The following is a 12833-nucleotide window of genomic DNA, read 5'->3' as shown; positions in this document are numbered from 1 at the left end:
GACCAATTAACACATGAGGGCGACATGATGAACAGCACTTGGCAGCGAGTGGGGACGGCGGTGGCGGTCCTCTGTCTGGCCTGGAGCTCACTCTCCTACGGTCAGAAACCGCACCGGGCGGGGACCACGGCCGCCAATTTCTTGGAGATAGGCTTCGGCTGCGCCGGGGCCGCCATGGGCGATGCCTACGTGGGCGTCGCCAACGACCTTTCGGCCACCTACTGGAACCCAGCCGGGCTGGGCTACATGACGCGCAGCGAGGCACAGTTCACCTATCAGCCGTGGCTTTTGGACATCAACACCTCGGCCGCGGCCGTTGGTTTGGTGTTGCCTCGCCTTGGAACCTTTGCCCTGAGCCTTTACCACACCGGCTACGGCGAAATGGAGGTCACCACTGTAGCCAGCCAGGAGGGGACAGGCGAAACGTTCAGCGCCACTGATTTTGCCTTCGCCTTTTCCTATTCGCGGCGCCTGGCGCAGTGGTTCTCATTTGGCGCCTCCGCAAAGTACGTCTCTTCCCAAATCTGGCACGTGGGCGCCTACGCCGTGGCTGCCGATCTGGGCGTGCTGGTGCAGACCCACTTTTTCTCGCCGACGGGCGAGCGCTCCGACGGCATGAGCATCGGCATGAGCCTCGCTAACTTTGGCACCAAGATGCGCTACGACGGCATGGACCTGTTGCAGCCCATCGACATCCTGCCGCTGGAGCAAGGCAACTACCGGGACGTGCGCGGCCAGTTCCGCTTGGAGTCCTGGGAGTTGCCCCTGCTCTTCAGGATTGGCGTCGCCGTCAATCCCGTGGTGCGGGAGCGTCACCGTTTGACCTTGGCAATCGACGCTCTGCATCCCAACAACAACAGCGAGTCGGTGAATGTGGGGGCGCAATATCAATGGATCCTGCCGGCAACAGGCTCCTTCTTCCTTCGTGCCGGCTACAAGGCGCTGTTCATGGAGGACTCGGAATACGGTCTGGCCCTTGGTGGCGGCGCCACCATCTACATGATGCACAACACGGCGCTCAAGCTTGAGTACGCCTACCGGGGCCTGGGCATCCTCGGCAAGGTGCATGCGTACACCATAGGAGTCCTGTTTTGAACTTTGCCATGCGCAGAAAGGCTGACCAGAGCGGCCCTGCAATTCCGCCTCCGCGGCCTTGGCTGGTAAGCGCGTCGCTTGCCCTGCTTGCGGGGGCGCTCGTCATTCTCGCCTGCCACAAGCAGCCTGAATTGCCCGCTGAGGTGCCGCTGGCGCGCGTGGGCGAGCGCGTGATCACGGTGGATGAGTTTCTCCGCCGTGCCGAGTACACACCACGTCCCCCGTACTGCCGGGGCGACAGTTACGTGCACCGCAAGATCGTCCTGAACACCCTGATTGCCGAAAAGCTGCTCGCCATGGAGGCCGGGGCAGAGAATGAGCTCGCCAACAACGCCCAGTTTCGCGCCTATCTGCGCGGCCGCCAGGAGCAGGCCATGCGGCAGTGGTTGTTCTATCGCGACTTTTACGCGCAAATCAGGCTGAAACGAAAGGACGTTGCGCCACGTTTCCAGGCATCCACGCGTACCTATCGCGTGGCCTACTACACCTTCAGTGGCGACAGCCTGGCTCAGCTGCTGCGCGAGCACTTTTCCGCGGGTCGGTCATTCGCCGCGGGTTTCCCCTTGGTGGGAGGTGTTGGCCTGATACCCGAGCGCGAAGTGGCCTGGAGCCGCGCCGAACACGAAGCCATCAAGCGGGCGCTCTTTTCGAAGCCTTTCGTCCAGGGAGACGTCGTCGGGCCGGTGCGTATCGACGACACTCTGTACACCGTGATGCAAGTGCAGGGGTGGAAGCAGGCACTGCTCCTCTCGGACACCCAGATGCGCCAGCAGTGGAGCGATGTGGAGGAGGCAGTCCGCCAGGAACGCGCCGAGCAGGCGTACCTGCAGTTCGTCCAGAAGGCCATGCGCGGCAAGAAGATGGTGTTGGTGGAGGACACCTTCTACCGTTTGGCCGCCACCTTGGCTCCGCTCTTCTTGGCGTCGCCACAGGAGAAGAGGCAAGCCTTCAATCGGGGCTTCTGGCAACAGGGAGACGAAGAGCTGGTCGTGGACCGGTTGGGCGACGACATCGCGCAGCTGCGCACCATGCCGCTGCTGCGCATCGATGGCACGACATGGACCGTGGCGGACTTGGAAAAGGAGCTGGACGCGCATCCGCTGGTGTTCCGCACCCGGCACATCAAGAAAGGCGAGTTTCCTGCCCAGCTGCGCCTGGCCATCGCTGACCTCATCCGCGACAAGTACATTGCCCAGGAAGCTTACAAGCGGGGATATGACAGGGCCCTTCCTGTGCAGCGCAACGTGCAGATGTGGCAAGACCACATTCTGGCCCTCTATCAGCGCAACCTCTTCCTCCGGGCCCGAGGCCAGGAAGGTGACCTGTCGCGGGTCGATGTGGCGGTGATCGAACAACACCTCAACCCCTACGTGCGAGAACTGCAAAAGAAGTACAGCGACCAGATTGAGATCGACACGGACCGTTTCGAGCGCCTGAAACTCACGCGTCTGGACATGTTAGTGCTGCAACGAGGGGCGCCGTACCCGGTGCTGGTACCCATGTTCCCGCTGCTCACCACAGTCCACCCTCTCGACTACGGGCACAAGATGGGAGGGTAACGCCTTCCCCTTTCTGCCGGTGTGTGGACAAGAGGACCTGCCATGAAGTGGACAGTTTCCTGTTCCGTCATTCTTGTGGCCTTGTTTGTAGCACCGAGCACTGCCAAGAACTACAAAGGGGCCGAGCTGCGCACGCGAGAGTCGTATCTGTACGGCCGCTTTGAGGTGTGCTACAAAGCCTCTGCAGGCGAGGGCCACGTCTCCACCTTTTTCACCTACAACGACATCGACCCGACGGTGAGCTGGAACGAGATCGACATCGAAATCCATGGCCGGTACACAGACGACGTGCAAATTACTACCATCACCCCGCGGCAGATGATTCACCTCCGCCACCAGTGGGTGCCCTTCAACCCGCATGTGGACTTTCATGTCTATGCCATCGAGTGGACGCCGGAGTATGTGGCCTGGTTTGTGGATGGAGAAGAAGTGTATCGGCAGACCGAGGAACATGTGCTCACCTTGCGCCGACCTCAGAAGATCATGATGAACATCTGGAATCCGGCATACCACGATTGGGTGGGACCATGGTCGGATTCTATCCTGCCCCGCTTTGCCTTCTACGATTATGTCAGCTACGCCTCTTACACGCCGGGCGTCGGCGACACCGGCACTGACCACAATTTTACGCATCAGTGGACGGACCACTTTGACGCTTGGGACCAGACCAGGTGGGAGAAGGCCACCCATACCTTTCCTGGTAACGACTGCGACTTTGTGCCGGAGAATGTGGTCTTCAAGGACGGCCTAATGATTCTCTGTCTCACCGATCCGGTCAACCTTGGGTATGTGGACAACAAGCCACCCGCGGTCCTCTGGGCCAGGGCAGAAAGGGAAAGAGTCCTGGTCCGCTTCTGTGAAGAGGTGGACAGGGAAAGTGCCGAAAGGGTGGGGAATTTTCTCGTCCCAGGGGCCACCATCTCCCGCGCCTCGCTCGGCGAAGATCTCCGTACCGTCACCCTCGAGGCGCATGGGCTCGAAAACAGCACGGGCACTCTGGTAGTCATGGGGATCAAGGATCGGGCGCCGCAGCCCAATAGGCTCACCGGCCAGGTAGTCAACCTCATCTTTGCCACGCCACTTACCCTGCCGTTAAAGGTAAACGTGGGCGGGGATGCCTTCGGAGACTTTCTGCCCGACCAGGGGTGGAACGAGCGCAGCGAGTATGGCTACGCCGATGGCAAAAAGGTGCAGGAGCCAGCTTCTGTGCCAATTGCCCAGACCGAGGTGCCTGCGGTCTATCGTGCGCAGCGCCGTGGCCTGGTGCGCTACATGGTGCGGCTGCAGCCCGGCAACTACCGCGTCACCTTGCTCTTCGCGGAGACGCGCCTGACGGCTCCAGGGCAGCGCCGCTTCGATGTGGTAGTCGAAGGGCGCAGCGTTGCTCGCGACTTGGACCTGGCCGCGCAGGCCGGCAACGGCGTCGCCTTCCAACTGGTGGCCGACCAGGTGCCGGTGACCGATGGCGTCCTGGATGTCCACTTTGCTGCCGGCCGCGACTCTACCCTGCTGTGCGGGCTGATCGTGGAGGAGGCCTCCTCCGCTGTTGGACCCGGACAGAGCTATGTGCCAGCTGACGGGCTTTCTTGCCAGCTCTACCCGAACCCGCTTGTGCCACCGGCGGCAATCCGCTACGCCCTTCCCGCACCAGGGCAGGTGCGCCTGTCGGTCTATGACCCTCTCGGCAGAGTGGTCCGCCAGTTGTTTGCAGGCGAACAGGCGCCCGGCCTCCACATTTTCAGCTGGGACGGCCTTGGGAGCCAAGGATACCCCTTGCCCAGCGGCATCTACTTCCTGCGGGTGGAGACGCCCCGCAGCGCCATCCTCAAGAAGTTTACTGTCAGCAGGTGACCATCCTCCGTTTTTCCCGCTGACCGCGGCCTGCGGGCCCAACTCCTCACTACCAAGATGCTTGGCAGCCGCTCCTCCAGCCTGGCGCCCTCGCTCACCTTCCTACTGTTCGGAGTCGGCGTGCGGGCGTGGGAATGGGGCGAATCCCAATCACAAGGCTCCGGACTCCTCCGCTTCAAGCCGCCTCCAGCCGCGGGCATTTCTTCCTTGATATTGGGGCCGTAACTGTGTATATTTTCGCGGCGTCCAGTTACTCGGAGCCAGATCGCTGGACGACGTGAAAGGGATCCGTGCACCTGCACCGAACTTGAGGACGTGGAGGAGAGGAAGATGCCGAAGAAACGGATGCGACTGGCGGTGCTGACCGGTGGTGGCGATTGCCCCGGCCTCAATGCTGTGATCCGTGCGGTGACCAAGACGGCGCTGCTGGAATACGACATGGAAGTGGTGGGCTTCGTGGATGGGTTCGAAGGTCTGCTCGAGAACCGCTATATGGACCTGGACTATGCAGCGGTTTCCGGCATCCTGACCAGGGGCGGCACCATCCTTGGCACCTCCAACCGGGCCGACCCCTTCAACTACCCGATGCTCGAAGGCGGCAAGATGGTCTATCGCGACCGCTCCGACCAGGCGATGCACAACTTCGAAAACCTGGGATTGGATGCCCTGGTCTGCATCGGCGGGGACGGCACCATGGCAGCAGCGGCACGCATGATGGACAAGGGCCTGCCGGTGGTCGGAGTGCCGAAGACGATCGACAACGACCTGTACGGCACGGACGTGACCTTTGGCTTCGATTCGGCGGTGGCCACAGGTACCGAAGCCATTGACCGCCTGCACACCACTGCTCAGTCGCACCACCGCGTGATGGTCGTGGAAGTGATGGGCCGCTATGCCGGCTGGTTGGCCCTAACCATCGGCATCGCCGGGGGTGGCGACATCATCCTCATCCCGGAAATCCCGTACGATATCGATATCGTCTGCGAACGAGTGAAAGAGCGCAACTTCCGCGGGAGCCGTTTCAGCATTCTCGTGGTCGCAGAAGCGGCGGCCCCCAAAGGGGGCAAGATGGTGGTGCGCGAGCTGATCGAAGGGAGCCCGGACAAGATCCGCTTGGGCGGCATCGGCAGCGTGGTGGCCAAAGATATCGAGCAACGCACCAAAGTGGAGACGCGGGTTACGGTGTTGGGGCACCTGCTGCGGGGCGGCGTGCCGACTGCCTACGACCGCATCCTCGCCACGCGCTTCGGCGTCGAAGCGGTGAGGATGGTGGTGAACGGCAACTTTGGCCACATGGTGGGCATCCAGGGTGGCGAGCTGAAGCACGTGCCCATTAAGGAGGTGGGAGGCAAGACCCGCAAAGTCCCCTTGGACTCGCCATTGATTGCCGTGGCGCGCAGTGTCGGCAGCTGCCTGGGCGATTGATCCCGCACCACAACCCGTCAGGAGAGACGCATGGACAGAAGGCTGGTGAGCCTGGGGCTTGACTTTGGCACCGAATCGGCACGCGCGGTGGTGGTCGATCTCTCTTCCGGGGAGGAGCTCGCCACCGCAGTCGCGCAGTATCCCCACGGGGTCATCACTGAGGAGCTCCCCGAGTCCGGCGTGAAATTGGGCGACGAGTGGGCAGTGCGACACCCAGGGGATTGGCTGCACGCCCTGGCGCACATCGTGCCGCACGCCATCCGGGAGGCAAGGGTCGAAGCGGAGCAGGTGGTGGGAATTGGCGTCGACTTTACTTCTTGCACGGTGCTGCCCACCACTGCTAACGGCACTCCTCCCTGCCTGACGGAAGCCTTTGCCGTGCAACCCCATGCCTGGCCCAAACTCTGGAAGCATCACGCTGCCCAGCCTGAGGCAGACGAGATCAATCACCTGGCCGCGCAGCGGGGAGAATCTTTCCTGGCTCGCTACGGCGGCAAGATCGCTTCTGAATGGCTCTTCCCAAAGGCGCTGCAGATGCTGCGCGAGGCGCCGGAGGTGTACCAGGCCGCATCCCGCATCATCGAGGGCGGCGACTGGCTGGTGTGGTACCTCACGGGCGAGGAAAAACGGAGCGCCTGTCAGGCGGGCTACAAGGCCCTTTGGGACAAGCAGGCAGGCTATCCTTCGCCGGACTTTTTCGCCGCCTTGGATTCCCGCTTCAGAGACGTGGTTGCTGACAAGCTGAGCACCAGCATCTACCCGGTGGGCACGCGCGCCGAAGTGGCCCAGCGTCTCGGCTTGCGCGCAGGCACCCCTGTGGGCGTGGCCATCATCGATGCCCACTCCGCGGTGCTCGGCACCGGCGTGGCGGAGCCGGGAAAGATGGTGCTGGTCCTGGGCACTTCCACCTGCCACATGGTGCTGGGGCCCAAAGTGACTGCCACGGGCATCGCAGGCATAGTGGAAGACGGCATCGTACCCGGATACGTGGGCTACGAATCTGGCCAGGCAGCCGTGGGCGACATCTTCGCCTGGTACGTGCGCCAGCACCTGCCGGTAGAGCTCCACGAAGAAGCCACGCGCAACGGTCTTGATCCCTACAAGGTGCTGGAGCAGCGGGCTGCACGCCTCCGCCCTGGGCAAAGCGGCCTGTTGGCGCTGGACTGGTGGAATGGCAACCGCTCCATCCTCATGGACGCGGAGCTGTCTGGGCTCATCGTCGGCTTCACCTTAGCCAGCAAACCAGAGGAGGTCTACCGCGCCTTGGTGGAGGCGACGGCGTTCGGTACCAAAAAGATCGTCGACAACCACGAAGAGCAAGGCATACCCGTGCAGGAGCTTTATGCCTGCGGGGGAATTGCCGACAAGAGCCCAATGCTCATGCAGATCTATGCGGACGTGACCGGGCGGGAGATCCGCCTCGCCGCCTCGGCCCAGGCCACAGCGTTAGGGGCGGCCATCATCGGGGCGATTGCCGCCGGTCGCGCCGCCGGCGGCTTTGACGACTTTGCCGAAGCGACAAGGCGCATGGCCAAGCAGAAGGAGACCGTCTACCGGCCGGTGCCTGCCCACCATGCAATCTACGCCCAACTGTACGCGGAATACGTGCGGCTGCACGACTACTTTGGCCGCGGGGTGAACGACACCATGAAGGTGCTCCGCCGCCTCAGGGCAGCGGCCTCACGGGGGGAATAGAAACGTCGAGTGTGGGAAAAACGAAACCGAAAGGCCTTGACAACCAAATGCTCGGTCGAGCGCATGGGGACATTAGGTGTGCTGACGCTGGCCCCCGCAATAGTCGCGCACCATGCAGAAAGGATCGATGCATATGGCCCTCTCCGTAGCAGCGATCGCAAGAGCAAGGTGGGCTAAGCAAGAAGCATAGGGAGGCCGCTCATTATGCGTGAGAAGACTCGCACTCCTTTGTTCTCCAGCCTCGAGCTTCGGAACTGGAAGAATTTTGCCCACATCAATGTCCCTCTCCAAGAACGGGTATTCTTGGTCGGCCCCAATGCTTCGGGCAAGTCGCACTTCCTCGACGTCTTTCGGTTTCTGCGCGACCTTGCTACGCCTGGCGGCGGCTTTCAAGAGGCAATCCGCCGCCGCGGTGGTGTCAGCGCCCTAAGGTGCCTGGCGGCTCGACGTTATTCGGCCATTGAGGTGCGGGTCACTGTGGCATCTGGGCCATCGGCACCGCCATGGGAATACGAACTGGTGTTCAACCAGGAGAACAAACAGCGGCCAATCATCAGGAGGGAAAGGGTGAGGTGCCACGTAGGAGTCCTTCTCGACCGTCCCAACCAGGAGGACATTGAGGACCCTGAACTTCTCACCCAAACCCACCTTGAGCAAGTGAATGTGAACCGGCCATTTCGCGAACTGGTGTCGTTTTTTGAGTCGGTCCGGTACCTTCACATCGTGCCGCAGCTTGTGAGGGAGCCAGACCGCTCCGTGGGCCGTGCAAATGACCCATTTGGGGGCGACTTTCTCGAGACCATCGCGAAGACGCAAGAAAAGACGCGAAGCGCGCGGCTGCGGCGCATCAAGGAGACGCTCCGGGTTGCAGTGCCGCAGCTTGCTGAGATTGACCTGTGGCGCGACGCCCGCGGCACGCCCCACCTGCGGGGCAAGTATGAGCACTGGCGCCCGCAGGGGGCCTGGCAGACGGAGGAGCAGTTTTCCGACGGAACCTTACGCCTCATGGGCCTGCTATGGGCAATCATGGCTGGCACCGGCCCGCTGCTTTTGGAGGAGCCAGAGCTCTCACTCCACCCCGAGGTGGTGCGGTATGTTCCCCAGATGTTTGCCCGGATGCAGCGGAGGACCGGCAGACAGATCATTGTGAGCACTCATTGCAGTGACCTGTTGAGAGACGATGGGATAGCACTGGACGAGGTGTTGCTTCTCTGCCCGGGTCCGGACGGCACCGAGGTGAAGCCCGCGGGCGACTTCCAGGACATCCGGGACCTCATGGAAGGAGGGATTTCCCTTGCGGAAGCGGTCATTCCAAAGACAGCGCCGGACAGAGCGGAGCACCTGTCTCTGTTTGGAGAGCTGTGAGGATGTACATCGACGCCGCCGTAGAGGGCATCGTGGATGAGGCAGTGGTACGCCGCCTCGTTGACTGCGCCGGTGGAACGTTAGGCCACGTCTACGGCAAGAATGGCAAGCGCTACCTGCGCGACAGTATCAAGGGCTTCAACATCGCCGCGCGACGGACCCCGTGGATTGTGCTCGTGGACCTTGATCGCGATTTCCCATGTGCGCCGCTCCTGTGCAAAGAGTGGCTGCCAAACAGAGCCAGGTTTCTGTGTTTTCGCGTGGCTGTACGTGCCGTTGAGGCTTGGTTGCTTGCCGACGCGGAGAAGCTGGCCAGTTTCTTGGGAATTGAGCGCAAGAAGGTTCCTGTTTGTCCTGAGACCGAGGAGGATCCGAAGGCGGTAATGATCAACTTGGCGCGTGCTTCTCGTCGTCGAGAGATCCGGGATGACATGGTGCCGCGTCCGGGAAGTGGCCGGCGCGAAGGACCAGCCTAGGCGTCCCGACTCATTGAATTCGCTTCAAGACACTGGCGTCCGGAGGTGGCACGCCATCATTCCGAAAGCCTGCACCGCGCCATCCGCTGTGTCGAACAACTCGTCCAGGCAAGACGATGATCACTGGAGAGAAAAAGGACTGCTTTCCCACTCTGCGGGCATGTGGTCCGCGTCCTCAGGTTCCTCACCTCGGCGTGGGCGAGGCGGCACATCGGCAGGTCCACCACGCACCCACGGAGGGCACCTCAATGGTGGCGGGTGCCATGCCAGCTGGCCAGCTCCCAGCGTCTCCCTCCTGTGCACTGCGGGAGGCCTTCCCACGTGGGCCAAGCGCCGGCGGATGCACTCTCAGGTCCCTGACTCCCGCTGCGCCCTTGCAGACTGGTACCAGCGTGAGCTGCTTCTGCCATTTGTCCGTGCCGAGACTGGTACCGGAAACGGGGGAAAGGGGCGTGGGCGCGGTCTCGTCAAGCACCGCCTCTTCCGCGAATGGGACCAGGCACTCTGCGCGGGGCAGATGCGGCAGCCTGCGCTCGGACGTCGCACGGAACCTAGACAGAGTGCACGATACTCTGGAGGTTCACCGGCCACAACAAGCAGTCTTCCGGTCGGGCGCACTTGCACCGCTCCGCCATGCCATGAGATCATTACTTAGTCTTAGGCACAGGTAGAAACGGGAGTCTCACATGACCAGAAACGTGGCCGCGATCATCATGGCCGGGGGAGCCGGCGAGAGGTTGTGGCCGCTCACCGCCAAGCGAGCCAAGCCTGCAGTGCCCATCGCCGGCAAGTTCCGCCTCATCGACATCCCTATCAGCAACTGCCTCCACTCGGAAGTGAATCGCATCTTCGTGCTAACGCAGTACATGTCGCGCTCCCTCAATCAGCACGTGGCAGCCACCTACCACTTCGATCCCTTCCGCGGCGGGTTCGTGCAGATCTTAGCGGCGCAACAGACGCCGGAAAGCGCCGCCTGGTACCAGGGCACTGCCGACGCGGTGCGCCGCAACCTGCAATACTTCGACGCACCCAGCAACGAGCGCTTCCTGATTTTGGCTGGCGACCACCTTTACTCCATGGACTTCCGCAAGCTCATCGACTGGCACGTGCGCAGCAAGGCGGAGGTCACCGTCAGCGCCATTCCCGTCTCCCGCGAGGTGGCTCACCGCTACGGCATTCTCAAGACGAACACCCGCGGCCGCATCATCAAGTTTGTCGAGAAACCCAATGACCCGGCAGAGGTGGAGTCGCTGCGTGTGCTAGCCGAGGTACTGCGCAACTTTGGTGTGCAAAGCAACGGCCGCGAACTGATTGCCTCCATGGGCATCTACGTGTTTGAACGCCAGACCCTCTTCGACATCCTCAACGAAAGCAGGGAGGAAGACTTTGGCAAGGGGATCATCCCCTATGCCATCAAGACACGCAGAGTCTACGCCTACCTTTTCGATGGTTATTGGGAGGACATCGGTACCATCAGCTCCTTCTACGAGGCGATGATTGACCTGACCCGCCCGGTGCCCAAGTTCAACTTCTACACCCAGCGCGCCCCCATCTTCACGCGCCCACGCTATCTGCCCGGGGCGAAAATCACCTCCAGCCTCATCGAGCGCACCATCCTCGCCGACGGCTCCATCGTGGAGCAATGCGAGATCAAGGACTCCATTCTCGGCATCCGCTCCATCGTGCGCTCCGGCACGCGCATCTACGGATCAATCATCATGGGCGCCGACTACTACGAGACCGACCAGGAGCGGCAGGCAGCGGCTGCGCAGGGCATCCCGGAGATTGGCATTGGCCACAATTGCCTCATCGAGCGGGCGATCATCGACAAGAACGCGCGCATCGGCGCCAACGTGCAGATCCTGAATCGCCATCGCGAGGGCTTTGTCAAAGCCGACAACTTTGTCATTCGCGACGGCATCCTCATCGTGCCCAAGAACGCCATCATCCTGCCCGGGACCATCATCGGTTAACTTCCCGTCCGGCTCTGTGCAGGGAGCCAAGATAACGGCTTTCGTGGGCCGGTCGCCGACAACTTTTTGCCGATGTTCGCCGTCTTAGGAACGGTAGCCGCCCCATCGGTTGACGAGGAATTATGGATGACCAGGCATTGATCGAACGGTTCCTTGCCGGCGACGTGGCCGCTTTCAACACGCTGGTGTGGCGCTGGGAAAAGCCGATCTACAACTTTGTCTTCCGCTATGTGGGCACCGCCGAAGCAGCCAAAGAGGTGACCCAGCAAACGTTCATTCGTGCGTACACCGGACTGCGCCGGCTGAAGAATACGGCATGTTTTTCTACCTGGCTACACCAGATCGCGCTCAACCTCAGTCGAGACGAGCTCAAGAGGAGGCGGCCTTTGTTGTCCTTGGACGGTGAGCATTGCGCGACAGAGGAAGGCCATTCCTTGCCCTCGGAGCTGTCAGACCTTCCCGAAAACCGACCTGACTGCGTGGCCCATAACAGCTATTTGGCGGCAGTGTTGAAGCGGGCCGTCCTCTCCCTGCCCGAAGAACAGCGGGTGGTCATCATCATGAAGCAGTACCAGGGACTAAAGTTCCGCGAGATCGCCGACGTGCTGGCGCAGCCGGTCAACACGGTCAAGTCGCGCCTGTACCACGGTCTGGTGGCGCTGCGCCGGATATTGGAGGAATGGGGTGTCGCCCAGGAGGTGTTGGACCATGAAATGTGAGGAGTGTCAACAGCACATTGCAGACTACCTGTACGACGAGATAGAAGAAGACCTCTCGCGACGTCTGGAAGAGCACTTCCAGGCTTGCGCTGCGTGCCGGACGGAATTGCAGAAGCTTCGGGCCACCAAGAAGGTGCTGGTCGCCTGGCCTGACCAAGATCCGGGCCTGCGCCTCACTTTTGTCGCTGCACGACAACCCCTACTCCCGCAGGCCTGGAGCGCGTTGCGCCGCTGGCAACGTGCGGGCTTGGCCGTGAGCTTTGCCCTGGCAGCGCTCCTGGTAGGGCTTGCGGTCAGCAACACCTCTGTCTCGTACAAAGGCGGCGGCTTCGAGTTCAGCGCCAGCCTGTGGCGACGTCCGGCCCCGGCAATCAGCCGCGAAGAGGTTCTTGCCCTGCAAAAGGCCACTCTCGCCATGGTTCAGGAGATGGTGCAGTCCAGCGAACAGCGGCAGCGCCTGGACTTTGCCCGGGCCCTCCAAGAGTTCGCCCGGGAGGTTGCGATGCAGCGCCAGGCTGACCTCGGCCTGGTGGGGCGTGGGCTGGAAGAACTGCACATGCGCACCCTCACGCGGCTGGAGCGCACAGATCGCTTCCTCGAAGAGCTCGCGCGCTTCGCTGCCTATGAGCAGAGGTTGCGGGACTAAGGAAAGTGCGCTGCATGGCTCGATGGCAA

The 12833-nt window shown here is 61.9% G+C and carries 10 protein-coding genes; all 10 read left to right on the top strand.

Going from position 1 to position 12833, the window contains the following annotated elements; genetic code table 11:
• Positions 1-24 precede the first annotated feature (24 nt).
• The 10 genes from NUW13_11200 (at position 25) to NUW13_11155 (ending at position 12804) form a co-directional block, all read left to right on the top strand.
• Complete coding sequence (locus NUW13_11200) at positions 25-1095, top strand: PorV/PorQ family protein (protein ID MCR4439589.1); 1071 nt, start codon at positions 25-27, stop codon at positions 1093-1095.
• A gap of 8 nt (positions 1096-1103) precedes the next feature.
• A complete protein-coding gene (locus NUW13_11195; protein ID MCR4439588.1) occupies positions 1104-2654 on the top strand; it encodes a hypothetical protein in 1551 nt (516 codons plus the stop codon).
• 42 nt (positions 2655-2696) lie between these two features.
• Positions 2697-4505 carry a family 16 glycosylhydrolase gene (locus NUW13_11190; protein MCR4439587.1) on the top strand — a complete coding sequence of 603 codons (1809 nt, stop codon included), beginning with the start codon at positions 2697-2699 and terminating at the stop codon, positions 4503-4505.
• Between the two features lie 330 nt (positions 4506-4835).
• Positions 4836-5930 carry an ATP-dependent 6-phosphofructokinase gene (locus NUW13_11185; protein MCR4439586.1) on the top strand — a complete coding sequence of 365 codons (1095 nt, stop codon included), beginning with the start codon at positions 4836-4838 and terminating at the stop codon, positions 5928-5930.
• 30 nt (positions 5931-5960) lie between these two features.
• Positions 5961-7625 (top strand): ribulokinase, encoded by a 1665-nt coding sequence (locus tag NUW13_11180; GenBank protein MCR4439585.1) that lies wholly within the window; start codon positions 5961-5963, stop codon positions 7623-7625.
• Between the two features lie 204 nt (positions 7626-7829).
• Complete coding sequence (locus NUW13_11175) at positions 7830-8990, top strand: ATP-binding protein (protein ID MCR4439584.1); 1161 nt, start codon at positions 7830-7832, stop codon at positions 8988-8990.
• Positions 8991-8992: 2 nt separating this feature from the next.
• Complete coding sequence (locus NUW13_11170; GenBank protein MCR4439583.1) at positions 8993-9466, top strand: DUF4276 family protein; 474 nt, start codon at positions 8993-8995, stop codon at positions 9464-9466.
• Between the two features lie 686 nt (positions 9467-10152).
• Positions 10153-11439, top strand: coding sequence for a glucose-1-phosphate adenylyltransferase (locus tag NUW13_11165; protein MCR4439582.1), 1287 nt, complete (start codon positions 10153-10155; stop codon positions 11437-11439).
• 122 nt (positions 11440-11561) lie between these two features.
• Positions 11562-12158, top strand: coding sequence for a sigma-70 family RNA polymerase sigma factor (locus tag NUW13_11160; protein ID MCR4439581.1), 597 nt, complete (start codon positions 11562-11564; stop codon positions 12156-12158).
• Positions 12148-12804, top strand: coding sequence for a zf-HC2 domain-containing protein (locus tag NUW13_11155; GenBank protein MCR4439580.1), 657 nt, complete (start codon positions 12148-12150; stop codon positions 12802-12804). Before NUW13_11160 ends, NUW13_11155 begins: the two co-directional genes overlap by 11 nt.
• Positions 12805-12833 lie beyond the last annotated feature (29 nt).

The organism is candidate division KSB1 bacterium (assembly GCA_024655945.1).
Lineage (GTDB): Bacteria > Zhuqueibacterota > Zhuqueibacteria > JANLFK01 > Oleimicrobiaceae > Oleimicrobium.
This window is presented reverse-complemented; position numbering and strand designations above follow the sequence as displayed.

What these genes read in the sequence shown, in the direction of transcription:
- NUW13_11170 (MCR4439583.1), top strand. Translation starts at nt 8,993, where the DNA reads ATGTACATCGACGCCGCCGTAGAGGGCATCGTGGATGAGGCAGTGGTA.
- NUW13_11185 (MCR4439586.1), top strand. Translation starts at nt 4,836, where the DNA reads ATGCCGAAGAAACGGATGCGACTGGCGGTGCTGACCGGTGGTGGCGAT.
- NUW13_11165 (MCR4439582.1), top strand. Translation starts at nt 10,153, where the DNA reads ATGACCAGAAACGTGGCCGCGATCATCATGGCCGGGGGAGCCGGCGAG.
- NUW13_11190 (MCR4439587.1), top strand. Translation starts at nt 2,697, where the DNA reads ATGAAGTGGACAGTTTCCTGTTCCGTCATTCTTGTGGCCTTGTTTGTA.
- NUW13_11160 (MCR4439581.1), top strand. Translation starts at nt 11,562, where the DNA reads ATGGATGACCAGGCATTGATCGAACGGTTCCTTGCCGGCGACGTGGCC.
- NUW13_11195 (MCR4439588.1), top strand. Translation starts at nt 1,104, where the DNA reads ATGCGCAGAAAGGCTGACCAGAGCGGCCCTGCAATTCCGCCTCCGCGG.
- NUW13_11175 (MCR4439584.1), top strand. Translation starts at nt 7,830, where the DNA reads ATGCGTGAGAAGACTCGCACTCCTTTGTTCTCCAGCCTCGAGCTTCGG.
- NUW13_11155 (MCR4439580.1), top strand. Translation starts at nt 12,148, where the DNA reads ATGAAATGTGAGGAGTGTCAACAGCACATTGCAGACTACCTGTACGAC.
- NUW13_11200 (MCR4439589.1), top strand. Translation starts at nt 25, where the DNA reads ATGATGAACAGCACTTGGCAGCGAGTGGGGACGGCGGTGGCGGTCCTC.
- NUW13_11180 (MCR4439585.1), top strand. Translation starts at nt 5,961, where the DNA reads ATGGACAGAAGGCTGGTGAGCCTGGGGCTTGACTTTGGCACCGAATCG.